At 65.2% G+C, this 25,232-nt stretch carries 26 protein-coding genes and 1 tRNA gene; 11 read left to right on the top strand and 16 right to left on the bottom strand.

All coding sequences use genetic code 11. The features are described from left to right. Nucleotides 1-13: 13 nt before the first annotated feature. The 5 genes from J2805_RS04470 to J2805_RS04450 form a co-directional block, all read right to left on the bottom strand. Nucleotides 14-1,282 (bottom strand): glycosyltransferase 87 family protein, encoded by a 1,269-nt coding sequence (locus J2805_RS04470; RefSeq protein ID WP_309969822.1) that lies wholly within the window; start codon nucleotides 1,280-1,282, stop codon nucleotides 14-16. Between the two features lie 6 nt (nucleotides 1,283-1,288). Then, on the bottom strand, nucleotides 1,289-2,476 hold the full coding sequence (locus J2805_RS04465; RefSeq protein ID WP_309969819.1) for a cystathionine gamma-synthase: 1,188 nt from the start codon (nucleotides 2,474-2,476) through the stop codon (nucleotides 1,289-1,291). Nucleotides 2,477-2,547: 71 nt separating this feature from the next. Then, nucleotides 2,548-3,933: a cystathionine beta-synthase gene (locus J2805_RS04460; protein ID WP_309969816.1), complete on the bottom strand. Its 1,386-nt coding sequence runs from the start codon at nucleotides 3,931-3,933 to the stop codon at nucleotides 2,548-2,550. A gap of 140 nt (nucleotides 3,934-4,073) precedes the next feature. Next, entirely contained in the window at nucleotides 4,074-4,451 is a 378-nt protein-coding gene (locus J2805_RS04455; RefSeq protein ID WP_309969814.1) for a DUF1304 family protein, read from the bottom strand. 28 nt (nucleotides 4,452-4,479) lie between these two features. Continuing rightward, complete coding sequence (locus J2805_RS04450; RefSeq protein ID WP_309969811.1) at nucleotides 4,480-4,917, bottom strand: VOC family protein; 438 nt, start codon at nucleotides 4,915-4,917, stop codon at nucleotides 4,480-4,482. Nucleotides 4,918-5,090: 173 nt separating this feature from the next. Here J2805_RS04450 and J2805_RS04445 point away from each other — a divergent pair, with 173 nt between their 5' ends. From J2805_RS04445 to J2805_RS04435, 3 genes are all read left to right on the top strand, one after another. Further along, complete coding sequence (locus J2805_RS04445; RefSeq protein WP_309969807.1) at nucleotides 5,091-6,071, top strand: DNA-3-methyladenine glycosylase family protein; 981 nt, start codon at nucleotides 5,091-5,093, stop codon at nucleotides 6,069-6,071. 179 nt (nucleotides 6,072-6,250) lie between these two features. After that, nucleotides 6,251-7,219: an ATP-binding cassette domain-containing protein gene (locus J2805_RS04440; protein ID WP_309970570.1), complete on the top strand. Its 969-nt coding sequence runs from the start codon at nucleotides 6,251-6,253 to the stop codon at nucleotides 7,217-7,219. Beyond that, complete coding sequence (locus J2805_RS04435; protein ID WP_309969804.1) at nucleotides 7,219-8,025, top strand: ABC transporter permease; 807 nt, start codon at nucleotides 7,219-7,221, stop codon at nucleotides 8,023-8,025. The genes J2805_RS04440 and J2805_RS04435 overlap by 1 nt, the downstream gene beginning before the upstream one ends. A gap of 217 nt (nucleotides 8,026-8,242) precedes the next feature. Here the strand turns inward: J2805_RS04435 and J2805_RS04430 are convergent, their stop codons facing one another. Next, nucleotides 8,243-9,919 carry an AMP-binding protein gene (locus J2805_RS04430; protein WP_309969801.1) on the bottom strand — a complete coding sequence of 559 codons (1,677 nt, stop codon included), beginning with the start codon at nucleotides 9,917-9,919 and terminating at the stop codon, nucleotides 8,243-8,245. Nucleotides 9,920-10,021: 102 nt separating this feature from the next. Here J2805_RS04430 and J2805_RS04425 point away from each other — a divergent pair, with 102 nt between their 5' ends. Beyond that, nucleotides 10,022-10,300 (top strand): putative quinol monooxygenase, encoded by a 279-nt coding sequence (locus J2805_RS04425; protein ID WP_307045413.1) that lies wholly within the window; start codon nucleotides 10,022-10,024, stop codon nucleotides 10,298-10,300. 93 nt (nucleotides 10,301-10,393) lie between these two features. Here J2805_RS04425 and trxA read toward each other — a convergent pair whose 3' ends face one another. Further along, nucleotides 10,394-10,807: a thioredoxin gene (gene trxA / locus J2805_RS04420; protein ID WP_309969796.1), complete on the bottom strand. Its 414-nt coding sequence runs from the start codon at nucleotides 10,805-10,807 to the stop codon at nucleotides 10,394-10,396. A 103-nt stretch (nucleotides 10,808-10,910) separates the two neighbouring features. Beyond that, the gene (locus J2805_RS04415) at nucleotides 10,911-11,456 is read right to left on the bottom strand and encodes an acyl-CoA thioesterase (protein ID WP_309969793.1); all 546 of its coding nucleotides are present in this window, start codon (nucleotides 11,454-11,456) and stop codon (nucleotides 10,911-10,913) included. Nucleotides 11,457-11,515: 59 nt separating this feature from the next. Here J2805_RS04415 and J2805_RS04410 point away from each other — a divergent pair, with 59 nt between their 5' ends. Together J2805_RS04410 and J2805_RS04405 are read left to right on the top strand one after the other, a co-directional pair. Then, entirely contained in the window at nucleotides 11,516-12,250 is a 735-nt protein-coding gene (locus tag J2805_RS04410; protein ID WP_309969790.1) for a potassium channel family protein, read from the top strand. A gap of 612 nt (nucleotides 12,251-12,862) precedes the next feature. After that, the gene (locus J2805_RS04405; protein WP_396134212.1) at nucleotides 12,863-13,822 is read left to right on the top strand and encodes a LysM peptidoglycan-binding domain-containing protein; all 960 of its coding nucleotides are present in this window, start codon (nucleotides 12,863-12,865) and stop codon (nucleotides 13,820-13,822) included. A 128-nt stretch (nucleotides 13,823-13,950) separates the two neighbouring features. Here J2805_RS04405 and J2805_RS04400 read toward each other — a convergent pair. Both J2805_RS04400 and J2805_RS04395 read right to left on the bottom strand, forming a co-directional pair. Further along, nucleotides 13,951-14,032: transfer RNA gene (locus tag J2805_RS04400), tRNA-Tyr, on the bottom strand. Nucleotides 14,033-14,192: 160 nt separating this feature from the next. Further along, nucleotides 14,193-14,447: a hypothetical protein gene (locus tag J2805_RS04395; protein WP_307045401.1), complete on the bottom strand. Its 255-nt coding sequence runs from the start codon at nucleotides 14,445-14,447 to the stop codon at nucleotides 14,193-14,195. A 206-nt stretch (nucleotides 14,448-14,653) separates the two neighbouring features. On the opposite strand from J2805_RS04395, the gene J2805_RS04390 reads away from it, so the two are divergent. Then, complete coding sequence (locus tag J2805_RS04390; RefSeq protein WP_307045399.1) at nucleotides 14,654-15,145, top strand: YajQ family cyclic di-GMP-binding protein; 492 nt, start codon at nucleotides 14,654-14,656, stop codon at nucleotides 15,143-15,145. A gap of 102 nt (nucleotides 15,146-15,247) precedes the next feature. Here J2805_RS04390 and htpX read toward each other — a convergent pair whose 3' ends face one another. Both htpX and J2805_RS04380 read right to left on the bottom strand, forming a co-directional pair. Next, complete coding sequence (gene htpX, locus J2805_RS04385) at nucleotides 15,248-16,117, bottom strand: zinc metalloprotease HtpX (RefSeq protein WP_309969777.1); 870 nt, start codon at nucleotides 16,115-16,117, stop codon at nucleotides 15,248-15,250. Between the two features lie 49 nt (nucleotides 16,118-16,166). Further along, on the bottom strand, nucleotides 16,167-17,438 hold the full coding sequence (locus J2805_RS04380; protein ID WP_309969774.1) for an MFS transporter: 1,272 nt from the start codon (nucleotides 17,436-17,438) through the stop codon (nucleotides 16,167-16,169). A 130-nt stretch (nucleotides 17,439-17,568) separates the two neighbouring features. Here J2805_RS04380 and J2805_RS04375 point away from each other — a divergent pair, with 130 nt between their 5' ends. The 4 genes from J2805_RS04375 (at nucleotide 17,569) to J2805_RS04360 (ending at nucleotide 21,245) form a co-directional block, all read left to right on the top strand. Beyond that, the gene (locus tag J2805_RS04375; protein ID WP_309969772.1) at nucleotides 17,569-18,387 is read left to right on the top strand and encodes a hypothetical protein; all 819 of its coding nucleotides are present in this window, start codon (nucleotides 17,569-17,571) and stop codon (nucleotides 18,385-18,387) included. Between the two features lie 30 nt (nucleotides 18,388-18,417). Next, entirely contained in the window at nucleotides 18,418-18,885 is a 468-nt protein-coding gene (locus J2805_RS04370) for a Fur family transcriptional regulator (RefSeq protein WP_309969769.1), read from the top strand. Between the two features lie 26 nt (nucleotides 18,886-18,911). Beyond that, nucleotides 18,912-20,411 carry a catalase gene (locus tag J2805_RS04365; protein ID WP_309969766.1) on the top strand — a complete coding sequence of 500 codons (1,500 nt, stop codon included), beginning with the start codon at nucleotides 18,912-18,914 and terminating at the stop codon, nucleotides 20,409-20,411. A gap of 198 nt (nucleotides 20,412-20,609) precedes the next feature. Then, complete coding sequence (locus J2805_RS04360) at nucleotides 20,610-21,245, top strand: DUF2461 domain-containing protein (RefSeq protein ID WP_309969764.1); 636 nt, start codon at nucleotides 20,610-20,612, stop codon at nucleotides 21,243-21,245. A gap of 100 nt (nucleotides 21,246-21,345) precedes the next feature. On the opposite strand, the gene J2805_RS04355 is transcribed toward J2805_RS04360, so the two are convergent. The 4 genes from J2805_RS04355 to adhP form a co-directional block, all read right to left on the bottom strand. Next, nucleotides 21,346-21,951, bottom strand: coding sequence for a TetR/AcrR family transcriptional regulator (locus J2805_RS04355; protein ID WP_309969760.1), 606 nt, complete (start codon nucleotides 21,949-21,951; stop codon nucleotides 21,346-21,348). Between the two features lie 67 nt (nucleotides 21,952-22,018). After that, nucleotides 22,019-23,593, bottom strand: coding sequence for an amino acid permease (locus J2805_RS04350; protein WP_309969758.1), 1,575 nt, complete (start codon nucleotides 23,591-23,593; stop codon nucleotides 22,019-22,021). 197 nt (nucleotides 23,594-23,790) lie between these two features. Beyond that, nucleotides 23,791-24,198 carry a DUF779 domain-containing protein gene (locus tag J2805_RS04345; RefSeq protein ID WP_309969755.1) on the bottom strand — a complete coding sequence of 136 codons (408 nt, stop codon included), beginning with the start codon at nucleotides 24,196-24,198 and terminating at the stop codon, nucleotides 23,791-23,793. After that, nucleotides 24,198-25,220: an alcohol dehydrogenase AdhP gene (gene adhP / locus J2805_RS04340; protein ID WP_309969752.1), complete on the bottom strand. Its 1,023-nt coding sequence runs from the start codon at nucleotides 25,218-25,220 to the stop codon at nucleotides 24,198-24,200. Before adhP ends, J2805_RS04345 begins: the two co-directional genes overlap by 1 nt. Nucleotides 25,221-25,232: the final 12 nt, after the last annotated feature.

The raw sequence follows: 25,232 nt of genomic DNA, 5'->3' as shown, positions 1-25,232 counted from the left end.
CCCAATGAAAGGTTCAGCGGAGGGTGGCCCTCGACGGACGGTAGGCCAGGGCCCAGTAGGCCAGCATGGCGATGCCGCACACAACGCCGAGGCTGGAGACGGTGAGCTGCCACTGCGTCTGCGGGTCTTTGCCCCACTCGTGCGCCCCCGCCATGACGGCGAGATACTTGGGCGTCAGGTAGAACGCCACCACGGAAGCGGCCACGATGATCCAGCCGGCAAGCCGCATCCGTCCGTCCCGCGACGGGACGCGGTGCAGGGCAAAGGCCATGGAGGGCAGCGCCACGGCCATCCATACCCAGTGGTGGGACCAGGAGACCGGGCTGATCAGCAGCATAAGCACGGCGGTGGCCGATACCGCCACGAAGTTCTCGTCTGCATCGACGGCCCATTTGATGACCAGCGCAGCCACGGCTACCAGGATCAGCGACAGAACCAGCCACACCGCACTGGTGAATCCGGAGTCCGGCAGGCCAAGGTGCAGCAGCATGCCTTTGACGGAGAGGTTGTCCACGTAGCCCGGGCCGCCGATCCGTCCGGTGTCCGGCAGGATCTTGGTCCAGAACGTCACCGAGGCATGCGGGAGCACAGCCCAGGAGAACGCAATGGAGCCGAAGAAGCCCGCAGCCATCCAGCCGAGCGCCTTGAAGTCCCGGCGCACCAGGAAGTACAGGCCGAACGCAAGCGGTGTCAGCTTGATCCCCGCCGCCATCCCGATCAGCAGCCCGGCCGGCCAGCGGAGCTCACCGGCCCGGGATTTTCCGTACAGGGCGAAGTCCGCGAGGATCAGGCCCATCAGGATGATGTTGATCTGGCCGAAGTCGAAGGTGTCCCGCCAGGGGCCAAGCAACAGGATCGCCGCCGTCCCCGCGAGCGCCACTGCCCGGAACCGCCAGTCGGCGAAGGCGTCCTTCCAGCGGCGCAGCCCGAAGTAGTGCCGCGCCAGCCACGCCGACACAACGGCAGCGCCGGCCAGCGCCGTCGTAATGAATATGAGGCTGCTGGCACCGATGCTGAGGGTTGCCAGCAGCGCGAACAGCAGCGCGGCGAACGGCGGGTACGTGAACGGGAGTCCGTCCCGCGGAGCATACAGCTCATTGACGCCGGTCTCGCCGGTCTCCAGCACCCGGCTGCCGCCGTAGTAGTACACCTCGAAGTCGTTCATCAGCGGGATGTACGCGGAGTACAGGACCACAAGGGCGACGACGACGGCGGCAGCGCCTGCCGCCGTGGCGAGCCAGCTGCGCGTGGTGGGCGAAACCGCCCGAAGCGAGATGGTCACCGGCTGCTAGCTGCCCGTCCCGAGGAAAGTGAAGGCGTGCTCGAGGTCAGCGATCAGGTCCTCCACGTCCTCGATGCCGCAGGAGAGCCGGATCAGGTTGACCGGAACGGCCAGTTCGGTTCCCTTGACGGAGGCGTGCGTCATTTCGGACGGGTAGTTCATGAGTGACTCGATGCCGCCCAGGGATTCGGCCAGGGTGAACACGGACGTATTTTCCGCGACGGTGCGTGCCGCAGCTTCCCCGCCCTTGAACTGGACGGACACCATGCCGCCGAACTTCTTCATCTGCTTCTTCGCCAGCTCATGGCCGGGGTGGGACGGGAGTCCCGGGTACAGCACGGCCTCCACTTCGGGGCGCTCCAGCAGCCATTCGGCCACGGCCTGGGCGTTGTCGCTGTGCCGGTCCATCCGGACGCCGAGCGTCTTGAGCCCGCGGGTGGTCAGGAAGGCATCCATCGGGCCGGACACGGCGCCGACGGCGAACTGGACGAAACCGATCTTCTCGGCGAGCGCCGCATCGTTCACCACGATCGCACCGCCCACCACGTCTGAGTGGCCGCCGATGTACTTGGTGGTGGAGTGCACCACGATGTCGGCGCCGAGGGCCAGCGGGGTCTGCAGGTACGGGGATGCGAACGTGTTGTCCACCACCAGGAGGGCGCCGGCGTCGTGCGCCAGTTTGGCGAGGGCGGCGATATCGGTGATCTTCATCAGCGGGTTGGACGGAGTCTCCACCCACACAAGGCGGGTTTCGCCGTCGTTGGCTCCGCCGGCGGCGATGGCCGCGGCGACAGCGTCCAGGTCCGCCATGTCCACGGGGGTGTTGCCGATGCCCCAGTCCCCCAGGACCCTGCTGATCAGCCGGTAGGTTCCGCCGTAGGCGTCGTTGCCCAGCACGATGTGGTCCCCGGGACGGGTGAGGGCGCGGATGAGCGAGTCCTCCGCAGCCAGGCCCGAACTGAAGGAGTAGGCGTGCGAACCGCCTTCGAGCGCCGCCAGCTGTTCCTGCAGGGCGTCGCGGGTGGGGTTCCCGCCGCGGCCGTATTCGTATCCGTCGCGGAGCCCGCCGATCCCGTCCTGGGCATAGGTGGAGCTGAAGTGCAACGGCGGCACCACCGCCCCGGTGCGGGGCTCGAAGGCCTGGCCGGCGTGGACGGCGCGGGTGTTGAAACCTTGGTTTTCAGAGACAGACATGAAGTTCCTTTTCGCTTGTATCCGGTGATCGAGCCTGTCGAAATCCTGGTTTCGACAGGCTCAACCCCCGGTCAGTTGCTGAGGTACGCGAGGAGGTCGTGGCGGGTCAGGATGCCGATGGGGGCGCCAACAAAGGTCACCATGACGGTGTCGACGTCGGAAAGCAGTTCGCGGGCCGCGGAGATGGTCTCCAGCGAGCCGATCACGGGCAGCCGCTCCCCCATATGTTCGGAGATCTTGTCCGTCAGCTTTGCCTCGCCGCGGAACAGCTTGGACGTGAGGCTCCGCTCGTCCACGGCGCCCAGCACTTCGCCCATGACCACCGGCGGTTCCTGCGACAGGACCGGGATATGGGAGACGCCGAACTCGTTCATGATGTTGATGACGTCGCGGACGGTTTCGTTCGGGTGGATGTGCACCAGTTCCGGGAGTTCCCCGGTCTTGGACTTGAGCACCTCGCCCACGGAGGATTCCTCGCCGCCGGAGAGGAAGCCGTAGGAGCGCATCCACTGGTCGTTGAAGATTTTGGCCAGGTAGCCGCGGCCTGAATCCGGCAGGATGACCACCACTACGGCGTCTTCGGGGAGGTCCTTGGCGACCCGCAAGGCAGCAACCACTGCCATGCCGGAGGAGCCGCCCACCAGGAGGCCTTCTTCGCGGGCCAGCCGGCGGGTCATCTCGAAGGACTCGGCGTCGCTGACCGCAATCACCGCGTCCGGAACTGCCTTGTCGTAGTTGGCCGGCCACATGTCCTCGCCGACGCCCTCAACAAAGTATGGCCGGCCGGTGCCGCCGGAGTAGACGGAGCCTTCGGGGTCGGCACCGATGATCCGCACCCGTCCGCCGTCGGCCTCGGATCGGCTGGCGGAAACTTCCTTGAGGTACCTGCCCGTGCCGGTGATGGTGCCGCCGGTGCCGGCCCCGATCACGCAGTGCGTGATCCGGCCGTCGGTGTCCTGCCAGATCTCGGGTCCGGTGGATTCGTAGTGGCTGCCCGGGGCGGCGGGGTTGGAGAACTGGTCCGGCTTGTACGCGCCGGGGATTTCGCTGACGAGCCGGTCCGAAACGCTGTAGTAGCTCTGCGGGCTGTCCGGGGCGACGGCGGTGGGCGTCACCACCACCTCGGCACCGTAGGCCTGCAGGACGGCGCGCTTGTCCTCGCCCACCTTGTCCGGCACCACGAAGATGCAGCGGTAGCCCTTCTGCTGGGCCACGAGGGCCAGCCCCACACCTGTGTTTCCTGAGGTGGGTTCAACAATGGTTCCGCCGGGGAGCAGCTTGCCGTCCCGTTCCGCCTCCTCGATCATCTTCGCCGCGATCCGGTCCTTGATGGATCCGCCCGGGTTCAGGTATTCAACCTTCGCCAGGATGGTGGCTTTAACGCCATCGGTTACGTGGTTGAGTTTGACGAGCGGCGTATTGCCGATGAGGTCCAGGACGGACTGGGCGTACTTCATAGGTACAAAGTTACCGTCTCAGACCTGCACCCCATGCTTCGACGGCCGTCTCTCCGATGTGCGCGCCGCCAGTGTGCGAGTGGGCGCGCCGGGCCAGCATGGCCGCCGCGCCAGTGTGTGCGTGCAGCGCTGCGCGACGTTCAGGTAGCGAACATCAGCCAGAGGATGATGATGGGGAACAGCGCCTGGCCGATGGCGCTGAGCCACAGCCTGGGTTCGCTGACCACCAGGACGCCACCGAGGATGGCATGTGCGATGCAAACGACTGCCACCATGGTCCGCCCCACCGTGACCTGGCCGGCATTTATTATCATCACGCCGATAATCGCGGTGAGTCCCCACACGATGTTGTAAAAGCCCACATTGATCGTCCACAGCCGCACGGCTGCGGTGTCCTCGGGCTTGATCAGGAAGATGGGATACAGGCGCTGGTCCTTGTACCTGAAGGCCTCCAGCACGCCCACGATGATCAGCACGATCCCCGTGGTGACGGCCAGCACCTGCGCGACTATCCCCATGGCCCCGCCATTGTTCTTTAGCCGCTGACTATGCGCCGATGTCGTTTGCCGCGGTGTCCGCGCCCGCCCCAGGGGTGCCGCCCGCGGGCTCGGCGTTCTGCCACAGCCCCAGGACGTTGCCCTCGGTGTCCTTGAAGTAGGCGTAGTAGCCCATTCCGGGGATGGCGTCCTTGGGTTTCACCACGGCTCCGCCCAGCGATTCGATTTGCGCGAGCGAGGCGTCGATGTCCTCGACGTCCACGGTGAGGATGGGCGTTTTCAATTCACCCTCCCTGGCGAAGAGCCCGCCGTTGATGGCCCCCGGGGTTTTGGGCATTCCCGTCTTTTCGTCGGTCGGCGTTGTGGTCACCACGTTGTAGTCCATGTCAGGCATCGCGTTGATGTTCCAGTCAAACGCCGCTTTGTAGAACTCGGTGGCCCGTCCCTGATCGTCCGCCGGTATTTCGAAATGCACTATTCCAGCCATTTGTGTACTCCTGACATCTGGAGTTTGAAGGCACGGATTGACCGCACCCACCAAAATTCTAGTCCCGGAGACGGCCGGCAATCAGGGCCCTTTGGCCTTGCCGTGACACGGGCTGCCCGGCGCTGCGAGCATATCGGTGGGGCGGTGTCAGCCCTGCGTGGGACGATAGATTCATGACCATCACCGACGTCCCCGCAGGCTTGGCTGCCGCGGCAGACGCCTCACTGCGGTGGCATCCGGGCGGTCCGTTCAGTCTCCTGCAAACCCTCGGCACGCTGATGCGCGGCAACGGGGATCCGGCGTTCGCCTCCCGGCCCGATGGCCTCTGGATGTCGTTTACGACGCCGGATGGCCCGGCCACCCTGCGCCTCACCGTTTCCGGGGACCCGCGCGAACCGGCCGTAGACGTGCAGGCCTGGGGGTCCGGGGCCGAGGACGCCATCTCCACCTCTCCGCGCCTGCTGGGCAGCGACGACGACTGGTCGGGCTTTGACCACCCCGAGTTCCATGCCACGCTTCCCCGGATGGTGGTTGAAGCCCGACGCCGGAACCTCGCCCTGCGGCTCCCGGCCACCGGCCGGATGGTCGACTCCCTAGTGCCCACCATCCTCGAGCAGAAGGTCACCGTCATCGAAGCCCGGCGAGGCTACCGGTACCTCATGTACCGCTTCGGAACGGCGGCCCCCGCCGCCGGAGCCGCCGCGCCAGCCGGACTCCTGGTTCAGCCCACTCCCGAGCAATGGCTGCGGATCCCGTCCTGGGAGTGGCACAAGGCAGGCGTGGGACCGCAGCGGTCGGCAACTGTCATGCGGGCCGTGCGTTCCGCCGTCGCCCTTGAACGCCTGGCGGGGCTCACCGCCGCGGAGGCATCCGCCAGGATGCAGACCATCCCGGGCATCGGCATCTGGACCACGGCGGAGGTGGTCCAGCGCACGCACGGCTGCCCGGACTCCATCGCGGTGGGCGACTACCATCTCGCCGCGTACGTGGGCGCTGCGCTGACCGGCCGGCGGACGGACGACGCCGGGATGCTGAGGCTGCTGGCGCCCTGGGAGGGGCACCGGCAGCGTGTGGTGCGGATGATCGGCCTCAGCGGTTTCCGGAAACCCACGTTCGGCCCGCGAATGACCATCCAGGACCACCGCCGGCACTAAGGGCTTTGCCCGGTGCGGGCACTTCTTTCCATTCCGCACGCCGCATTCCGCACGCCGCTCCCGTTCATCGCGGACCGAAGGTGTCCCTGATCCTGTGGACGCTCCCGCCGGCTGGGTATAGCGTGGCGGCATGGCGTCCGGTAGCCAGAACGCCAGTGACCCGCATCCTGGAGCGCGCAGTGATCCACACCCGGAAACTCACCAAGAACTTCACGGTCAAGAAGGAAACCATCGAGGCCGTCAAAGGCGTCGACATCGACGTCGCCGCGGGCGAACTGGTGGCGTTCCTCGGCCCGAACGGCGCCGGCAAGTCCACCACGCTGCGGATGCTGACCACCCTGCTCCGGCCCACCTCCGGCACCGCCAGTGTTGCCGGCGTGGACGTGTCCGCCGATCCTGCGGGTGTACGGGCCCGGATCGGCTACATCGGCCAGGGCAACGGCGGCGGCCACAGCTTCCGGGTGATCGACGAAATGATGATGCAGGGGCGTTTCTACGGAATGAACACCACGGATGCTGCCGCCCGCGCCGAAGAGCTCCTGAAGTCCCTTGACCTGACAGATCTCGCCAAACGTACGGTCATCAAACTTTCCGGCGGGCAGCGGCGCAGGATGGATGTGGCCCTGGGCCTCATGCACTCACCGCGGCTGCTCTTCCTCGACGAACCCTCCACCGGCATGGATCCGCAGAATCGGGCCAACCTGTGGGAACACATCATGCGGATGCGTGCCGAGCACGGGACCACCATCGTCCTCACCACGCATTACATGGACGAGGCGGATTCCATGTCCGAACGGGTAATCGTCATCGACCATGGCCGGATCATCGCTGACGACACCGCGGCCCGGCTCAAGGCCAACCTGGCCGGCGATCTGCTGGCCGTTGACGTTGCGAAGGAGTCGGCTCCGAGTGTGCGCGGCCTGTTGGGGCGCGCAGCAGCCGGGGGTGAAGTGCAGGAAAACACGCACGACGGCGTGGTCAGCTTCCGCCTCCGGCTTCCTGAAGGCGCGCGGCTGGCGCCCGCGCTGCTCAAGGAGATGCACGACGCCGGCGCTCCCGCCCAGTCCCTGGAGCTGAAACCTCCCACGCTCGACGATGTGTTCCTCGAACTGACAGGCCGCAACCTCAGGGAAGGAGCAGCCCGCTGATGAGTGTGCAGGATGTTCGGGACGTCGTGAAAAGGCCGGGTCTGATGCAGGTCCTCCACGACACAAAGTTCGTGTTCTGGCGCGAGATGCTGCTGCCGCTCCGGGACCCGTTTTCGCTGATCTTTTCGCTGCTCCAGCCGCTCGTCTTCCTGGGCCTGTTCGGCCCGCTGCTCGGGTCCGCGGTGGGAGCCCCGGCCTTCGGCGGACAGTCCACGCTGCAGTGGTTCCTGCCCGGCGTGGTGGTCATGATCGCCCTGTTCGGGACGTCCATGACGGGCTCCAACCTGCAGTACGAGCTGATGACCGGCTCCTACGAGCGGATCCTGGCCACGCCGCTGTCCCGTTCCTCGCTGATGATCGGACGGGCGCTGAAGGAGTGGGCACCGCTGGTGGTGCAAGGGTTGCTCATCAGTCTGGTCTGCATCCCGTTCGGCTTCGTCTTCTACCCGCTGCACGTGCTGTTGGGGCTGGTCATCCTGGGCATATTCGGCATCGGACTCGGCGCGCTCTCCTATGCCCTGGCCCTCGTGTCACAGAACAAGGAGTGGATCTTCTGGGGAGTCCAGCAGACGCTGCTTTTCCCGCTCATGATCCTGTCCGGCATTATGCTGCCCATAGAAGCGGGGCCGGACTGGATGAAAACCGCAAGCTGGTTCAATCCGCTGACCTACCTGGTCAATGCCGAGCGGGAACTGTTCGCGGGCAAGATTGGAGGCGACACGCTCCTGGGGCTGCTGGCCGCGTCGGTGACTGCCGCCGTCGGACTGGTGGTCGGAGTCCGGGCCATCAACCGCAACATCAGCTAGGGTTCCCTGGGCCTTGGCCGGGGCCGGGGCCGGGCGGGCCTCAACTGTCCGTTCGCGCTGTGTTCCCAGGCAGGCTGAGCGCGAACGGACACTTCCGGCCCCTCCGCTGAGCGCGAACGAACACTTCCGGCCCCTCGCTGAGCGCGAACGGACACTTCCGGCCCCCTCACTGAGCGCGAACGGACACTTCGGCCCCTCCGCTGAGGAGCCGGAACAGTCAGAGGCCCAGCCGGGCCACCGCTTCCTCACGCATTTCCACCTTGCGGATTTTCCCGGAGACGGTCATCGGGAAGCTCTCCCGGACATCCACATAGCGCGGGATCTTGTAGTGGGCCAGCTTCCCCCGGCAGAACTCGGCGACGGCAGCCGCGTCCAGCGGCTCGGCGCCTGGCTTGAGGATGATGCAGGCCATCAGTTCCTCGCCGTATTTGACGTCCGGGACGCCGATCACCTGCACGTCCTGGATCGACGGGTGGGTGTAGAGGAATTCCTCGATCTCGCGGGGATAAATGTTCTCCCCGCCGCGGATCACCATGTCCTTGATCCTGCCCTCGATCACCACGTAACCGTCCGCGTCCATGCGGGCCAGGTCCCCGGTGTGCATCCAGCCGTCAGCATCGACGGCCTCGGCGGTCTTTTCCGGTTGGTTCCAGTACCCCTTCATCACGCTGTACCCGCGCGTGCACAGCTCACCGATCTGGCCCCGCTCCAGCACGCTTCCTGTCACCGGATCCACCACCTGGCTCTCCAGCTGCGGCATGGTGCGTCCCACGGTCTCCGTGCGCTGCTGCATCGTGTCGCCCGCTCGTGTCATGGTGGACACCGGGGACGTTTCCGTCATGCCGTAGCAAATGGCCACGTCCTTCATATTCATTTCCGAAATGACCCGGTTCATCACCTCGATGGGGCACAACGATCCGGCCATGACGCCGGTACGCAGGGTTGAAAGGTCGTAGGAAGCGAAGTCCGGCAGGGCCAGTTCGGCGATGAACATAGTGGGCACGCCATACAGCGACGTCCCGCCAAAATCCTGGACCGCTTCAAGGGCCGCCTCGGGCGTGAACGCCCGCCCCGGAATGATCGTCGCGGCGCCGTGGCTCAGGGCGTTCAGGTTGCCGATCACCATCCCGAAGCAGTGATAGAACGGCACCGGAATGACCACACGGTCGTGTTCCGTATACTCCAGCAACTCGCCGATGGAATAGCCATTATTCAGGATGTTGCGGTGGGTGAGCGTGGCGCCTTTGGGGAAGCCTGTGGTCCCGGAGGTGTACTGCAGATTGATGGCGTCATCCGGGTCCAGCCCCGCCAGGCGGGCCTTCAGGACGGAATGCCCGACGTCGTCAGCCCGCTTCAGCAGCTCGGCGTACGTCAGTTCGGCGTCCGTTTCCGGTTCGCCTGCCTGCAGCTGCGGCTGCCCTCCGTCCGGGAGGAACACCAGTTCCCGCAACTCGGGGCATTCCGCGAGCGCCTCCCGTGCCATCCCGGTGTAATCACTGCTCCGGTCCGACGGCGCCGTGACGAGCATGCGCATGCCGTTCTGCCTGACAACGAATTCCAGTTCATGGCTCCGGTAGGCCGGATTCACGTTGACCAGGATGGCGCCTATCTTGGCGGTGGCGTACTGCAGGATGGTCCACTCTGCGCAGTTGGGGCTCCAGATCCCGATCCGCTCCCCCGTGCCGACGCCGAGGGCGAGGAGCGCACGGGCCAGCCTGTCGACGTCGTCGTTCAGTTTTGTGTAGCTCCAGCGGCGGGCGTCCGCGCCGGGAACCGGTGCCGCCTCGATCAGGGCGTCGTGGAAGGGGAACCTGGCCACGATCCGCTCGAAATTCTGTCCGATGGTCTCTTCGAGCAGTGGGACGTCAGTGTCCCCGGCTGTATAGGCGCGCATGCTGGCACGCTACCAACTCCGCCCGGGCAAGAGAAGCGTAAAACTAGGAAGCCCAACAAAATATTTCGGGGCGGACGAAGGCTGCCCGGTATTGTGAAACGCATGAGTGCACCCATTGACCTGCAGGCAACGTTCATCCCCAACGACGGCGAATTCTTCCGCGTGAAGCTCGCGCTCGAAATCGCGATCGACGAGGTGGTGAATGAGCCCGGCTGCATCCGGTACGAACTGACGGAGGCCACCGAGGAAAAGCTGGTGCTCACCGAACAGTGGGCTTCCGAAGAGGACCTCGACAAGCATTCCAAGGGCACCGCCGTCCAGGACCTGAACGAGTCGCTGAGCGCGCTGCTGGCCGAACCCGTCCAGCTCGAACGACTGTAGTCCCGCCGCCTTTCCCTGGCGAAAACCACGCGGGGCCGCCCCTGACAAACCTCGGTTCGTCAGGGGCGGCCCCGCGTTTGAGCTTATGTCGCCTTAGGCGTCCGGAATCTGGGAGCCGTCCTGCTTGCCGGCCGCAGCGGCTGACTCGGCCTGCGAACGGGCCACATGCGCGTGGACTTCCTCCATGTCCAGTGCCTTGACCGCGTCCACCACCTGTTCGAGCTGCTGGGCGTTCAGCGCGCCGGGCTGGGAGAACACCAGGACCTTTTCGCGGAAAGCCATCAGCGTGGGGATGGATGTGATGCCGGCCTCCGCCGCCAGCTGCTGTTCGGCTTCGGTGTCCACCTTGGTGAAGACGACGTCCGGGTGCTTCTCGGAAACGGCGGAATAGGTGGGTCCAAACTGCTTGCAGGGACCACACCATTCGGCCCAGAAATCAACGAGGACGATGTCGTTGTTCTCGACGGTTGATGCGAACTGTTCACCTGTAATGTCTAAGGTAGCCATGGGTCAACGGTACGCGAGCCGCCCGGGGATGTCCCATGCGTTTCGCTCTTGGCACACTGCCGCCGGTGCCCGCCTCAGTGCCAGCGGTTCGGCGCGGGCCGTCTCAGTGCCAGAGGTTCGGCGCCGGCCGGCGGGCTCCGGGCAGCGCGTTGGTTTCGCGCCATTCGTGGATCCACTCCGGCAGTTCCAGCCCGGCCGGCGGCTCACCGAATTCAGCGAAGATCTCCTCCTGGCTGACCGGCTTCCCCTTACTGATCAGACGAGTGGCGATGTGCGCCCGGGCATAAATTTCCCCATCCACCACCATCCGCTGCTCGAAATAGATGGCTTTGGTGTCGAGCCCGATGATCCGGGATTCGATGGTGTACTGCTGCCACAGCTGCAGGGACCTGCGGAACGCGATGGTTTCCCCTGCGGCCACGGGCGTCCAGCTCCGCCGGCGCATCTTTTGCCAGGTCCCGCTGCGTGCCATCAGATCGAATCGACCCAGGTCCATAAGGGAGAAGTACATCCCGTTGTTGACGTGCATGGCGATGTCGATGTCCGTGGGAAGCACGCGAAGCGGCAGGGAGGACGTATCCCAGATGCTCAGGGGCGGACGGCGCGAGGAAGTGAACAACAGCAGGAGGGTTCGCAAAAGCAGGTGCATGCCACCATGTTACCCGTGAGTAACATTAGTGCCAAGGGACTGCCCCTTAGGATTTCCCCATGACACAGCAACGCTACAGGGACATGGCCGAGTGGCCGCTGATGGGGACAGCGCTTGTGTTCCTGGCAGCTTACGCATGGCAGGTAATCGGCCAGGTCGAAGGGCGGCAGGCCGATGTGCTGGAAGGCATCATGTGGATCACCTGGGCGATATTTGCCGCTGACTACGCCGCCAACCTGTCGCTGGCAGAGAACAGGAAGCACTGGTTCATCCTCAACCTGCACGAGCTGCTGATCGTCGCCCTCCCGTTTTTTCGGCCGCTGCGGCTCCTGCGGCTGGTCACCCTACTCTCCGTGCTGCACCGCACCGTGGGAGAAACCCTCCGCGGCCGCGTGGTCACGTACGTAGCCGGCTCCGCGGTCATGCTGGTCTTTGTGGGCGCACTGGCTGTCCTCGACGTCGAACAAAACGCTCCCGACGCCAAAATCCTCACTTTCGGCGACGCCGCCTGGTGGGCCATCACCACCATCACCACCGTGGGATACGGTGACCTCTTCCCCGTCACGCCGATCGGCCGGATGGTTGCCGCGGCCCTGATGATGAGCGGGATCGCCGTGCTGGGCGTGGTTACGGCCTCGATCGCATCATGGCTGGTGCAGCGGGTCGAAGAGAACACCGAAGCGTCCGTGGAAGCGGCTGAAGTTCCGGTTCGCGCGGAAGTCCGTGAATTGCTGGTGGAAGTGGCCGCCCTGCGTCAGGAGCTGGCCGAACTTCGCCACGAACGCAGGCCATAGGACCGCCGTAGGCATTTGCATTTAGTCGAAAAGCAGCCGCCCGGGATTACGTCCGGGCGGCTGCTTTTTCTTGTCTAATGGCGTGAATTAAATCCAAATGGATGAATTACCTTGCTTTCGCCATTCTCCCAAACCAGCGAGTGTCCATGGCGAAAGCTAATTAACCAGCATTCGCGGCGCGCACGTGTCAGCGCATTTCAGCTCACTCGACGGTTCTGCAGCTACGGGCGGCATACGCATCCCCGGGCCAAGTACCGCTTCATCACAAACGAGTGTTCCCGTCCACGCATAAAAAAGCGCATTGGGTATAACCCTCCACCGCGCGGGTGTTGGGCGTGGAGATTCAGGTAATGCCCACTCGTGCGGCGAATACTCCCCATTCATAGACTCGATATTCCTAGGGCAAGCAGCATTCCGGAATTACACATGGCCACAGCTGTGGGCATGGGTCTAATCATTCGGGCTTCCGCAATTCCTCGTCAATTCGGCAGCTCGCTTCATGCGTCTTCGGGCAACGGCCTGCACCCATAATGCGGTCCGGGCCCGGCGCACCACCGCCCTGGGGCCTGCTGTCCTGTGACCCCCATGGGCTTTGACTCTCGGGGGGAACCGATGGATCAAAACGAGCTTAACCATGAGGACAGGCCACCTGTCCCAACACCTGCAAATAGCGGCAACAGAACCAGGCTGAAGGTCTTGCTGGCCGCGGGAGCCGTGGTGACCGCAGTGGTTGTGACGGCCGTAAGCTTCACCGCCGCCGGGCAGACGTCCCAAGTCAGCCAGGCCCAGGCCGTTACGGTCCCGGCGCCTGAATCCGACAAGTCTGCGGACGCGACTTCCTCGGCGCCTGCCACCGCCGGTGCCAGTACTCCGGAAGCGGCTGTTGCCGCCGCTCCGGAGGCAGCGCCCCAAGCAGCCCCTGCGGCCGAACCGGCGCCCGCCGTGGAGGCACCGGCTGTTGAGGCACCAGTTCCAGCACCTGCTCCAGCACCAGAGCCGTCCAACACCTACACGGTGGTTGCCGGGGATACGGTAGGGGCGATCGCTGCCCGCTTTGGCGTTGATATGAATGCCATGCTGGCGGCCAACGGATTGGGCATGTACTCGCCGATCCTCCCGGGACAGGTCCTGAAGCTGACAGGCCCTGCAGTGGCGGCCCCTCCCGCGGCTCCCGCGGCAGCGGCCCCGGCACCTGTTCCAGCGCCGGCACCCGCGCCTGCTCCCGCCCCTGCCCCTGCCCCCGCGGTCCGGACCATCTATGTCGCAGGAGCGGGTGGCCAGTCAATGGTGGACGCATGCATCGGTCCCATTCACTTCACCCCCACGGACGCGTACGCCCTGTTCATCACCGAACACGACTACTGCGGCGGGTGGGCACGGTTCTCGGGGATCGGCGTCGGCGAAACCGTGAGCATTCCAGGCTACGGAACCTACACCGTCAGCGGGCGCGGGCAGGTGCCGAACCCCGGCACCACCAACAATGTCTCAGCGGTTTTCGGAGGCTTTCCCCGGGTAATCCTGCAGACCTGCATCCCGGGAACCAACCAGATGCTGGTGATAGGCCTCAACTGATTTCCTAAGCTTGTCCGCGGTTCCGAGTCTGAAGGCCAGGTTGCGCGGACAAGCCCGGGCCGGAACGCAAAACGTAAGAAAACAGAAAAGTCTCCGGAACCTGGTGGTTCCGGAGACTTTTCCAAGGGTGGCAGATGAGGGATTCGAACCCCCGTAGGCGTTGCCAGCTGATTTACAGTCAGCCCCCTTTGGCCGCTCGGGTAATCTGCCGAACTTCAAAAGAAGATCACTCGCGGCTTCCATGGTCAGAACGGCTGTTTCCATCCGTTCCGCTTCCAGCAACCGCGGGCAAGACAACTTTACAGAACTTCTGCCGAAGAATCGAATCGAGACTCCATAGGCCCCGAACACCCCGGAATTCCGCGGAAAATCAGGCTTCCCCGAGAATGCGTCCGGCCAGTTTCGCCTCGAACTTCGCGGCCTGCTCCTCCGTGATCTGGTTCAGCTGCACCGCCCGCATCAGGTCCGAGTGCACACCGTCCAAGCGGGACGAGGCATCTGCCACGGGGCTAAGGATGATCGATGCGGCCACCGCAGCGGCTGCCACGGACGTCGCCGCAGTGGCGATGGTCGTGGCTGCGGCGGCAGTCGAGCGGGTGACGTAGCGGACGGCCTTCTGGTGCATGTGCTTTCCTTCCGGGGCAACTCTTCCAACAGTTCCAACTCTGGAGGCCCAGCCTTCGTTCCCGCCCTGCGTCCGCTATGAGAAAACTGTGAATCACAGCGAAGGTTGTCCGGGACCGGCCTTCATGGGGACGCCATCCGTACTAGGCTGGAATGCAGACAGAACCGCCCTCGGAGGGGCTTCACGCAATCAGCAGGAGGACAGTTATGGCAGGCGAATCCACATTCGACGTCGTCAGCAAGGTAGACAAGCAGGAAGTTGCCAATGCGCTGCACCAGGCGCAGAAGGAACTGGCCCAGCGGTACGACTTCAAGGGCGTTGGCGCGGAGGTCGACTTCAGCGGTGAAAAGATCCTCATGAAGGCGAACTCGGAAGAGCGCGTGCTCGCCGTCCTGGACGTGCTGCAGTCCAAGCTCATCCGCCGCGGGATCTCCCTGAAGTCGCTGGACTCCGGGGAACCCTACGCATCCGGCAAGGAATACCGGCTGGAGGCCTCCATCAAGGAGGGCATCGCCCAGGACCTCGCCAAGAAGATCAACAAACTGATCCGCGACGAGGCGCCCAAGTCCGTCAAGTCCCAGATCCAGGGCGACGAACTCCGCGTGACCTCCAAGTCCCGCGACGACCTCCAGGCCACCATGGCCCTGCTGAAGGACTTTGACGAGGCAGACCTGCAGTTCGTCAACTTCCGCAGCTGACACGCCCATACGGCGCCAGGACACAGAATCGGGCTGGGGACACCGGAATTCCGGTGTCCCCAGCCCGTTCCGGTGTCCCCAGCGAAAGTACGACGGCGGCGCTCAGCTGAGGGGGCGGCCCGCCATCAGTTCAAGCCGGGCGATGCGGTCCTGCATGGGCGGGTGCGTTGAGAACATCTTGCTCAGGCCGCCGCCGCGGAACGGGTTGGCGATCATCAGGTGCGAGGCATTCACCAGCTTCTGATCCGGCGGGAGCGGCACCATCTGCACGCCCTGGTGGATCTTGCGCAGGGCTGAGGCGAGCGCCAGCGGATCGCCGGTGAGCTCGGAGCCGTCCTCGTCGGCGTCGTACTCCCTGGTCCGGGAGATGGCGGACTGGATCACCATGGCCGCGAGCGGTGCCAGCAGGGCCATGGCGATCATCGCGAGCGGGTTCGAATTTCGTCGGTCTCCACCGCCGAAGAACAGCAGCATCTGCCCCACCGAGGTGATCACGCCGGCTACCGCCGCGGCCACGGATGAGGTAAGGATGTCGCGGTTGTAGACGTGCATGAGCTCATGGCCGAGCACCCCGCGGAGTTCGCGGACGGAAAGCAGCCCCAGGATTCCTTCGGTGCAGCAAACGGCGGCATTCTGCGGGTTCCTGCCGGTGGCAAAGGCATTCGGCGCGGGAGTGGGCGAGACGTAAATCCGCGGCATGGGCTGGTTGGCCCGGGCCGAGAGCTCCCGGACAATCTGGTAGAGCTGCGGAGCCTGCTCCTCGGTGACGGGGTAGGCCTGCATGGACCGGAGCGCGATCTTGTCGCTGTTCCAATAACCGTAAGCGGTCGTGCCCACGCCCACCAGCGCCATGATCCAGATGGGAGTGGCGCTGCGCATGCTGCTGCCGATCACGGCACCGAGTCCCAGGAGCACCGCCCAGAGTACCCCGAACAGCGCCGCGGTCTTCAGTCCGTTGTGGTGATTATGCACTGTGCCTCCTCACGAAGTTCCTGCCCTCTGAGTTGCTGCGGGGCGGTCGCTACGGAACCGGATTCCGCGCGTCGTACTTCAGGAAACCCGACTGCCAGCGGGCCACCAGCCATGCCACAGCGATGCACAGCAGGCCGCCCAGCAGCAACACCCAACCTTCACTCAAAAGTTTAGTGCCGCCGCCGGCCAGCATGTCCCCAATCCTTGGACCGCCCGCAACCACCACCACAAAGACGCCCTGCAGCCGGCCGCGCAGGTGGTCGGGCGTGGCCGCCTGGAGGATGGTGGTGCGGAAGACGGCGCTCACGGAATCGGAAATGCCGGCCAGGGCGCAGCAGAGCGCGGCGGGCAGCAGCCACAGCGTGACGCCGTCCTCCCCGGAGCGCCCGGCAAGGACCACCACCAGCCCGAATCCGGCGATGGACGCACCCCAGCCCATGACGGACCACACCACGGCGCTTCCCTGCCGGCGGATGCCGCCCAGCGGTCCGGAAAAAAGTCCTGCCAGGAAGGCACCGACTGCTGTGGACGCCAGGAGCACGCCGACGGTGGCTTCGCCGCCGCCGATCATCACCGCTCCGATTGCCGGCATCAGTGCCCGGGGCTGCGCGAAGATCATGGCGACGAGGTCGATCACGAACGTCATCCGGAGGTTCGGGCGCGTGCCGAGGAACCGGAACCCCTCCACCACGGAACGCAGCCCCGCTCGGTGCGCCTCTTCTCGCGGCGGCATCGGCGGGAGCTTCAGCAGTGCCCAGAAGGCGAACACAAAGCTCGCCACATCCAGCGTGTAGGTCCAGCCGAACCCCACCCACGCCACCAGCACGCCGGCCAGGAGCGGACCGGCGGTCATGGCCAGGCCGAAGCTGATCATGCTCAGGGCGTTGGCTGCCGGGAGCAGTTCCTTGCGGACCAGCATCGGGATGATGGCGCTGCGGGCAGGCTGGTTGATGGCCTGCGCGCCGCTCTGCACGGCCACCAGGAGGTACAGCAGCCACACATTCCCCACCTCCAGCCACGCCTGCAGGGCCAGCGCGGCCGTGGTCAGCCACAGCACGGTGGTGGCAAGCAGCGCAACCCTGCGGCGGTCGTGGGCATCGGCGATGGAACCGCCCAGCAGGCCGCCCAGCACCAAGGGAACCAGGGCGAAGATACTCAGCAGCCCCACGTAGAGGCTGTCCTGCGTCAGCCGGTAAACCTCCAGGCTGACCGCCACCAGGGTGAGCTGGCTCCCGAGGTTGGACACGGCTGATCCCAGCCAGAGCCGGCGGAAGTCAGGGCTCTCGCGCAGCGGAGTGATATCGGCCAGTAGTTTTCCCACCGGGCAACTCTAGCCGCGGGCACCGACCAAACCGGGCCGTTCCGCCGGGGCATTCCGTCATTGACCCCGGATAGTGGTCCCGGCCTTGATAGTCTCGGGCGGGGAGACACAATGGGGGGAAGGGGCGCGCATGGAGTTGTCCAGACGGCTGCTCTTCGGCTCGGCGATATGGGAGGTTGCCCGGCCGCGCACCCCGCTGACATCCGGCCACCTGATGATCCGGCTCAGTAATCCCGCGACCGCCCTGGACCACCGCTCGGCCGCCGACTGGCTGCTATGCCACGACGCTGCCCGCACGGCGCTTGCCGACGTCATCGGGGCGAACGCCTGCACCCTGCTTTTTGCGCATCGCTGGCATGCGCTCGGGGCATCGATCGGTGAACCTGCTGTGGAGTCGTCCACGCCCACGTTCCACCTGTTCGGCCGTTGGGACGCGGAACCGGTCACCCCGGCCGCGCAGCTCGCTTTGCCCGCACAGCGTCGCATGCCGGTGCCGGATCAGGATCTGGACAAGTACGACGTCGGGCTGCGCACCGCGCTGCTGGCGGCGGCAACGGCCGCCCGGGGCGACGCACCTGCCGGCGCCGACAACGCCTCTGCCGGGCCGGACCACTCGGCGGACGTCGAACCTGCAGCCGCTGCGCCGCTGCCCGCGATCCGCACCTGGACGCCGCCGTCCCCTGCCGGGAAGCACCATACGGTTCTGGCACCGGAGCGGAGCATCGGCTCCATTCAGGACGTGACCCCGCCGGAACTCCTTGCCCTGGCGGCGGCCTTGGAAGCCCTGGCGCTGCGGCAGGACGTCACGGGCCTCAGCTGCATCGTGCCGGACACTACCGTCACGGGCGGCCGGCTGGAACTGCACGCCCTTGGCCGCTCGGCGGGCGAAGCCGTCAACCCGTTTGAACTCGTGCTGCGTTCTTCGGAGATTAGCCTAGCCTTATTGTGATTAAGTCATAATAAGTGCTTCAATGGGGCTATGACAGTTCACGAGGCCGGCCAGGATGCATGGGCAGCTGCCCTGCGCGCCCACGGCCGCCGGGTGACCAAACAGCGGCTGGCGGTCCTGACCGCCGTCGAACGCCACCCGCACTCGCCGGCCGAAAGCATCCTTGCCGCCGCGCGTGAGGAACTTCCCGAACTGACCGCGCAGTCCGTCTACGTGGTCCTTGGCGACCTCACGGACCTGCACATGCTGCGCCGGTTCGAACCGCCCCACTCCCCCGCGCTGTACGAGACGCGGGTGGGCGACAACCACCACCACGCCGTCTGCATCAGCTGCGGACGGGTGGAGGACGTGGACTGCGCCGTTGGCCACGCGCCCTGCCTCACCCCGCACTGGGACCCGGACGCCAAGCCGATGACCATCCAGATCGCTGACGTTATGTACCAGGGCATCTGCCAGGACTGTCAGCGCACCCAAAAGCTACCCGCCGAACGAAACTAAGCAAGAACCCCAACCAAAGGAGAAAGATGACTCTGAACATCTCTGCGCCCGCTGTGTCCACCACGCAGTCCGGTGCTCCCGTCACTTCCGACGCCCACTCGAAGGCTGTCGGCGCTGACGGCGCCATCATCCTGACCGACCACTACCTGGTCGAGAAGCTCGCACAGTTCAACCGCGAGCGTGTCCCGGAGCGCGTCGTGCACGCCAAGGGCGGCGGAGCATTCGGCAAGTTCACCACCACCGAGGACATTTCCAAGTACACCAAGGCCGCGTTCCTGCAGCCGGGCGTCGAGACCGAAATGCTGATCCGATTCTCCTCGGTCGCGGGCGAGAACGGCTCCCCCGACACCTGGCGTGACCCCCGCGGTTTCGCCGTGAAGTTCTACACTTCCGAGGGCAACTACGACCTCGTTGGCAACAACACCCCGGTATTCTTCATCCGCGACGGCATCAAGTTCCCGGACTTCATCCACAGCCAGAAGCGCCTCCCGGGCACCCACCTGCGCGACGCAGACATGCAGTGGGACTTCTGGACCCTCTCCCCCGAGTCCGCACACCAGGTCACCTGGCTCATGGGCGACCGCGGCCTGCCCGCTTCCTGGCGTGAAATGCAGGGCTACGGCTCGCACACCTACCAGTGGATCAACGCCGAAGGCGAACGCTTCTGGGTCAAGTACCACTTCAAGTCCAACCAGGGCGTCAAGACCATCACCGGTGACCAGGCAGAAGAGCTGGCCGGCTCCGACGCGGACTTCTACATCCGCGACCTGGCCGAGAACATCGACGCCGGTAACTTCCCGTCCTGGGACCTGCACGTCCAGGTCATGCCGTACGAGGATGCCAAGACCTACCGCTTCAACCCGTTCGACCTCACCAAGGTCTGGCCGCACGCGGACTACCCGCTGATCAAGGTCGGCACCATGGAGCTGAACAAGAACCCGGAGAACTACTTCGCGCAGATCGAGCAGGCCACCTTCGCGCCGTCGAACTTCGTGCCGGGCATCGCCGCGTCCCCGGACAAGATGCTGCAGGCCCGCATCTTCTCCTACGCCGACGCACACCGCTACCGTGTGGGCACCAACCACGCCCAGATCCCGGTGAACCAGCCCAAGAACCAGGTCAACAACTACAGCCAGGACGGCGCCGGACGTTACCTGTTCAACGCCCCCTCGGTTCCGGTCTACGCCCCCAACTCGGTCGGCGGCCCGGCTGCGGTTGAGCCTGCTGTTGCCGGCGGCGGCTGGGAGAACGACGGCGAGCTCACCCTCGCCGCGCACACCCTCCACGCCGAAGACGGCGACTTCGGCCAGGCCGGTACGCTCTACCGCGAGGTCTACGACGACGCCGCCAAGGCCCGTTTCCTGGACACCATCACCGGTGCCGTGGGCGGCGTGAAGAACGCCGACATCAAGGAACGCGCCATCCAGTACTGGACCAACGTCGACGCCGAACTCGGCGCCAAACTGCGCGCCAACCTCGGCGCAGGCCAGACCGAATCAGACGCTGAAGCAGCCAACAAGCTCTGATTCTTCGACGGCTGATGCGGCACCTAACGGTGCCTGACTGCCTTTGATACGAAACACCCCCGCCGCGGATTCTCTCCGCGGCGGGGGTGTTCTGCGTTCTGCACCTGTATCCACATACGCGGCGTTCCACATGGGCGGCTTTCCACATACGCTGCGCAGCCTCTGGCCCGCATGGCGAGCCGGACCTAGGCTCCCTACATGAACACATTCGACGGCGTCCCCGCCGGTGCCTCCGGCTTCTACGCCGACCTTGAGGAGAACAACAACCGGGACTGGTGGCTGGAGCATAAGGCCCGATACGAGGCACTCGTCCGGGAACCGCTGACTGCCCTGCTGGCAGAGCTGGAGCCGAGGTTCGGGCCCGCAAAGATCTTCCGGCCCAACCGGGACGTCCGCTTCTCCCAGGACAAGTCCCCGTACAAAACGGCCCAGGGAGCGGTCGCGTCCTTCCAGGAAGGCGTGGGCTACTACGTGCAGCTGAGTGCTGACGGCCTGCTGGTGGGTGCCGGCTGCCATTCGAGCTCGCCCGCCCAGCTTGCCCGCTTCCGGAATTCCGTGGATGCCACCGGGACCGGGGAAGCCCTGCAGCACATAGTCCACCGGCTCACCGACGCCGGATTCACAGTCGAGGGAGAACGGCTCAAGACCGTTCCGCGGGGCTTCCCTCGTGAGCATCCCAGGGCGGAGCTCCTCAAATACAAGTCCCTTTCCGCCGGCAGGGAGCTGGGCGAACCCGAATGGCTGTCCACGCCGGCTGCCGCGCAGGAAGTTGGCCGGCTCTGGGAGCAGCTGCGGCCGCTCGTCGAGTGGATGGGACGCCATGCTTCGCCGTAGGGCGAAGCGCCCTGCAGCGGCGTGCCCTACGCCTTGCAGCAGGGTGCCCGGCGCCTTACCGCAGGGCTCCCGCGCCCAATGGCAGGGTACCCCTGCGGGGTCAGACGTGCTGGCCGTCTGTGGCCAGGCGGTGCTCGAGGTTCGAAAAGAACACGGACACCATCAGTTCGAAGGCCTTCGTCGCTTCCTCAGGCTGGTTCATCACCACAAAATCGAACTGGAGTCCGTAGAACGTGGACGTGAAAAGGCGTGCGTCGGTGTCCGCGAACTCCGGCCGGATGCCCTGCACCACCAGCCAGTCGCGGGCTTTTTCGTGAAGCATGCGGAAGTGGTCCTGCGCCGTTCCGCGGGGTGTGGCCGCCACGATGTCCTGTGCCGTGGCCTCGAACTCAAGCCTGGCCAGGTGTCGGTTCCGCTCGGCCATGGTCCAGCGCCAGGATTCCATCAGGTAGGACCGCCAGGCGTCCTGGTCGATGTCGCGCACGTCCGTGGTGCGCATGCTGTCCAGCCTGGATTCGATGGAGCGGATGATCTCGTTGACCAGCTGTTCCCGGTTGCCGAAGTGATACACCAGCACGTAGGGGCTGATGCCCAGGCCGTCCGCCAGGCTCCGGAACGTGAGCTCGGCCAGGGTCTTGTCCATCAGGTAGTCCTGAATTGCGGACAGCAGCTCCGCCTTGCGCTCCGGTTTAACAGCTCTGGCCATGGCTCCATCTTATGGAGTCATGGCCAGAGCAGAGTCCGGGCGCAGCGGCGTGCGGACGGGGGGGAGGTCAGCTGCGGGTGAGCGCGCCCTCGTCCTCGTCGTCCGGGGTGCCCTTGTCCTCTACTGTCTGCTCCGCCTGCCGGGCGCCATTGACGGCGGCCTTGGCTTCGGCGAACTTCTCGTTGAGCCGGGAGTGCCGCTGGCCGTAGGAGAAGTAGATGACCACGCCGATGACCAGCCAGATGGCGAAGAAGATCCACGTCTCCACCGCGAGGTTTGTCATCAGGTAGAGGCACAGGAGTGCGGAGACCACGGGGAGCACCTTGCCGAACGGCACACGGAAGGCCGGCTTCAGGTCCGGGCGCTTCTTCCGCAGGACCAGGATGCCCAGGCTCACCATCACGAAGGCGGACAGCGTGCCGATGTTGATCATTTCCTCGAGCAGGTCCACGTTGGTCAGGCCGGCCACCACGGCAACCGCGGCGCCGCAGATGATCTGGAGGCGGACCGGCGTCGCACGGATGGTGCTGGTCTTGGACAGCGAGCGCGGCAGCAGGCCGTCGCGGCTCATGGCCAGGACCACGCGGGACAGGCCCATAAGCAGCACCATGATCACCGTGGTGAGGCCCACCAGGGAGCCGAATGCGATGACCTTGGCGGCGTCGGTGTTCCCCACGGCTTCGAAGGCCGTGGTGAGGGTGGGGTTCTCGGCCTCAGCCAACTGGGTGTAGGACACCATGCCGGTCAGGGCCAATGACACGAGGATGTAGAGGACCGTGACGATGGCGAGGCCACCGAAGATGCCGCGCGGCAGCGTTTTCTGCGGGTTCTTGACCTCTTCGGCTGAGGTGGCCACGACGTCGAATCCGATGAAGGCGAAGAAGACCAGCGCCGCGCCGGCAAAGATGCCCAGCGTGCCGTACTGCGCGGGAACGGCTCCGGTGAGGAATCCGAAGAAGGACTGCTTGAGTACGTCGGCAGCGCCCGAGGCGGCGGTGGGCTCGGAAGCGGGAACGAACGGCGCATAGTTCTCGAACTTCACGTAGGTGAACCCCACCACGATGACGAACAGGACCACGGCGATCTTGATCAGGGTGAAGATGTTGCCCACGCGGGCGGAGAGCTTTGTTCCCAGTACCAGCAGCACGGTGAATACGGCCACGATCAGGAAGGCGCCCCAGTACAGGTCGATTCCGCCGAGCGAGATGGCCGGGGGAATGTCCGCGCCCATGAGCGCGAAGACCTTGCTGAGGTAGATACCCCAATACTTGGCAATCACGGCGGCGGCGGTGAACAGCTCAAGGATGAGGTTCCAGCCGATGATCCAGGCCAGCAGCTCGCCCATGGTGGCGTACGTGAAGACGTAGGCGGAGCCCGCCACCGGGATGGCCGTGGCAAATTCGGCGTAGCACATGATGGCCAGGGCGCAGGTGACTGCCGCGATGGCGAAGGAGACCGTCACCGCGGGGCCGGAGAAGTTGGCGGCGGCCTTGGCTCCGACGGAGAAGATCCCGGCGCCGACAGCGACGGCGACACCCATGATCATCAGATCCCACGTGCTCAGGGAACGCTTCAGTTTGCGTCCGGGTTCATCGGCGTCGGCGATCGACTGCTCAATGGATTTCGTCCGGAAAAGGTTCATAGGAAAGTCCACAATCTCGATAGCTTGTTGGAAACAGACTTATCAAGAGTAGTGTCCATCCAGTGGACGGTCATATTTATCTCAGATCGTGAGACGGCTGGGAGTGCGGATGCGGGGCGGATCGGGCGCGAACGAACAGTTGGGGCCCTCCTCACGAAGGGCCCCAACTGTTCGTTCGCGCCAGTGGAATGGGTGGCTCAGGCCGGCCAGTCCATCAGCGTTGACCGGATCAGGAACCGCTTGCCTTCCGGCGACTCAACAGAGAAGCCGCTCCCCCGGCCCTGGACCACGTCCACGGTCAGATGTGTGTGGCTCCAGTAGCTGAACTGCTCCCTGGACATCCAGAACTCGAGGGGCTGCGGCTGCACGCCGTCGGCGATGTCGAACAGCCCCAGGAGGACGTCCGCCTCCGCCGTGATGAACTCGCCCGCCGGATAACACATGGGCGAGGAGCCGTCGCAGCAGCCGCCGGACTGGTGGAACATGAGGGGCCCGTGCTGGCCCCACAGCTTCCTGAGCAGTCCCACGGCCTCGGGCGTTAGCGCCACGCGGGAGATGTCCTCCCCGGGCAGCGTCACTGCCGCGTCTAGCCTCGCCTCCATCATCAGTACTTGATGACGACGCGGCCGTCGATCTTGGCGTGCTTCATCTCGTCAAGAACGGCGTTGACCTCAGAGAGCTCACGGGTGGACACGGTGGGGTGGATCTTGCCCTGGGCGTAGAAGTCCAGGGCTTCCTCCAGGTCCTGCCGGGTTCCCACGATCGAGCCGCGGACCGTCAGGCCCTTGAGCACAATCTCGAAGATCGGCGCCGGGAAGTCGCCCGGCGGGAGGCCGTTGAACACGATCGTGCCACCCCTGCGGGCCATGCCGATCGCCTGCCCGAAAGCTGACGGGTGCACTGCAGTGACCAGGACTCCATGGCAACCTCCGGTTTCGCGCTGGATGACTTCCGCGGGATCTTCGTGCAGCGCGTTGACGGTGAGCTCCGCGCCGTGCTTCTTGGCCAGGGCAAGTTTGTCGTCCGCGATGTCCACGGCTGCAACCCGCAGGCCCATCGCCACCGCGTACTGGACGGCGATGTGCCCGAGGCCGCCGATCCCGGAAATGGTGACCCACTGTCCGGGCTTGGCTTCGGTCATCTTCAGGCCCTTGTAGACCGTGACGCCGGCGCAAAGCACCGGGGCGACCTCAACGGGGTCAGAGCCCGCCGGGATGCGCGCGGCAAAGCGTGTATCCACGATCATGTACTGCCCGAAGGAACCGTCGACGCTGTAACCGGCGTTCTTCTGCACCTCACACAGGGTTTCCCAGCCGGTCCGGCAGTACTGGCAGTCGCCACAGGCGGACCAGAGCCAGGCGTTGCCCACGAGGTCTCCGACGGCCAGGTCAGTCACGCCCTCGCCGAGGGCAACCACTTCGCCGACGCCTTCATGGCCGGGGATGAACGGCGGTGTCGGCTTGACAGGCCAGTCACCCTCCGCCGCGTGGAGGTCGGTGTGGCAGACACCGGTGGTGATGACCTTGACCAGCGCCTCGCCCCGGCCCGGGGCCGGAATAGGGAGGGTCTGGATCTGAAGATCCTTGCCGAACTCGGTTACTACTGCTGCTTGCATTGTCGTCGTCATTGGCGAAATCCT

Origin of the sequence: Arthrobacter oryzae, assembly GCF_031454875.1 — a bacterium.
In the GTDB taxonomy this organism is placed as follows: domain Bacteria; phylum Actinomycetota; class Actinomycetes; order Actinomycetales; family Micrococcaceae; genus Arthrobacter; species Arthrobacter oryzae_D.
This window is presented reverse-complemented; position numbering and strand designations above follow the sequence as displayed.

Excerpts from the sequence above, each read along its gene's own strand:
- J2805_RS04465 (WP_309969819.1), bottom strand. The coding sequence starts at position 2,476 with ATGTCTGTCTCTGAAAACCAAGGTTTCAACACCCGCGCCGTCCACGCC.
- J2805_RS04460 (WP_309969816.1), bottom strand. The coding sequence starts at position 3,933 with ATGAAGTACGCCCAGTCCGTCCTGGACCTCATCGGCAATACGCCGCTC.
- J2805_RS04455 (WP_309969814.1), bottom strand. The coding sequence starts at position 4,451 with ATGGGGATAGTCGCGCAGGTGCTGGCCGTCACCACGGGGATCGTGCTG.
- J2805_RS04450 (WP_309969811.1), bottom strand. The coding sequence starts at position 4,917 with ATGGCTGGAATAGTGCATTTCGAAATACCGGCGGACGATCAGGGACGG.
- J2805_RS04445 (WP_309969807.1), top strand. The coding sequence starts at position 5,091 with ATGACCATCACCGACGTCCCCGCAGGCTTGGCTGCCGCGGCAGACGCC.
- J2805_RS04435 (WP_309969804.1), top strand. The coding sequence starts at position 7,219 with ATGAGTGTGCAGGATGTTCGGGACGTCGTGAAAAGGCCGGGTCTGATG.
- J2805_RS04430 (WP_309969801.1), bottom strand. The coding sequence starts at position 9,919 with ATGCGCGCCTATACAGCCGGGGACACTGACGTCCCACTGCTCGAAGAG.
- J2805_RS04425 (WP_307045413.1), top strand. The coding sequence starts at position 10,022 with ATGAGTGCACCCATTGACCTGCAGGCAACGTTCATCCCCAACGACGGC.
- trxA (WP_309969796.1), bottom strand. The coding sequence starts at position 10,807 with ATGGCTACCTTAGACATTACAGGTGAACAGTTCGCATCAACCGTCGAG.
- J2805_RS04415 (WP_309969793.1), bottom strand. The coding sequence starts at position 11,456 with ATGCACCTGCTTTTGCGAACCCTCCTGCTGTTGTTCACTTCCTCGCGC.
- J2805_RS04410 (WP_309969790.1), top strand. The coding sequence starts at position 11,516 with ATGACACAGCAACGCTACAGGGACATGGCCGAGTGGCCGCTGATGGGG.
- J2805_RS04405 (WP_396134212.1), top strand. The coding sequence starts at position 12,863 with ATGGATCAAAACGAGCTTAACCATGAGGACAGGCCACCTGTCCCAACA.
- J2805_RS04395 (WP_307045401.1), bottom strand. The coding sequence starts at position 14,447 with ATGCACCAGAAGGCCGTCCGCTACGTCACCCGCTCGACTGCCGCCGCA.
- J2805_RS04390 (WP_307045399.1), top strand. The coding sequence starts at position 14,654 with ATGGCAGGCGAATCCACATTCGACGTCGTCAGCAAGGTAGACAAGCAG.
- J2805_RS04375 (WP_309969772.1), top strand. The coding sequence starts at position 17,569 with ATGGAGTTGTCCAGACGGCTGCTCTTCGGCTCGGCGATATGGGAGGTT.
- J2805_RS04370 (WP_309969769.1), top strand. The coding sequence starts at position 18,418 with ATGACAGTTCACGAGGCCGGCCAGGATGCATGGGCAGCTGCCCTGCGC.
- J2805_RS04365 (WP_309969766.1), top strand. The coding sequence starts at position 18,912 with ATGACTCTGAACATCTCTGCGCCCGCTGTGTCCACCACGCAGTCCGGT.
- J2805_RS04360 (WP_309969764.1), top strand. The coding sequence starts at position 20,610 with ATGAACACATTCGACGGCGTCCCCGCCGGTGCCTCCGGCTTCTACGCC.
- J2805_RS04355 (WP_309969760.1), bottom strand. The coding sequence starts at position 21,951 with ATGGCCAGAGCTGTTAAACCGGAGCGCAAGGCGGAGCTGCTGTCCGCA.
- J2805_RS04350 (WP_309969758.1), bottom strand. The coding sequence starts at position 23,593 with ATGAACCTTTTCCGGACGAAATCCATTGAGCAGTCGATCGCCGACGCC.
- J2805_RS04345 (WP_309969755.1), bottom strand. The coding sequence starts at position 24,198 with ATGATGGAGGCGAGGCTAGACGCGGCAGTGACGCTGCCCGGGGAGGAC.
- adhP (WP_309969752.1), bottom strand. The coding sequence starts at position 25,220 with ATGACGACGACAATGCAAGCAGCAGTAGTAACCGAGTTCGGCAAGGAT.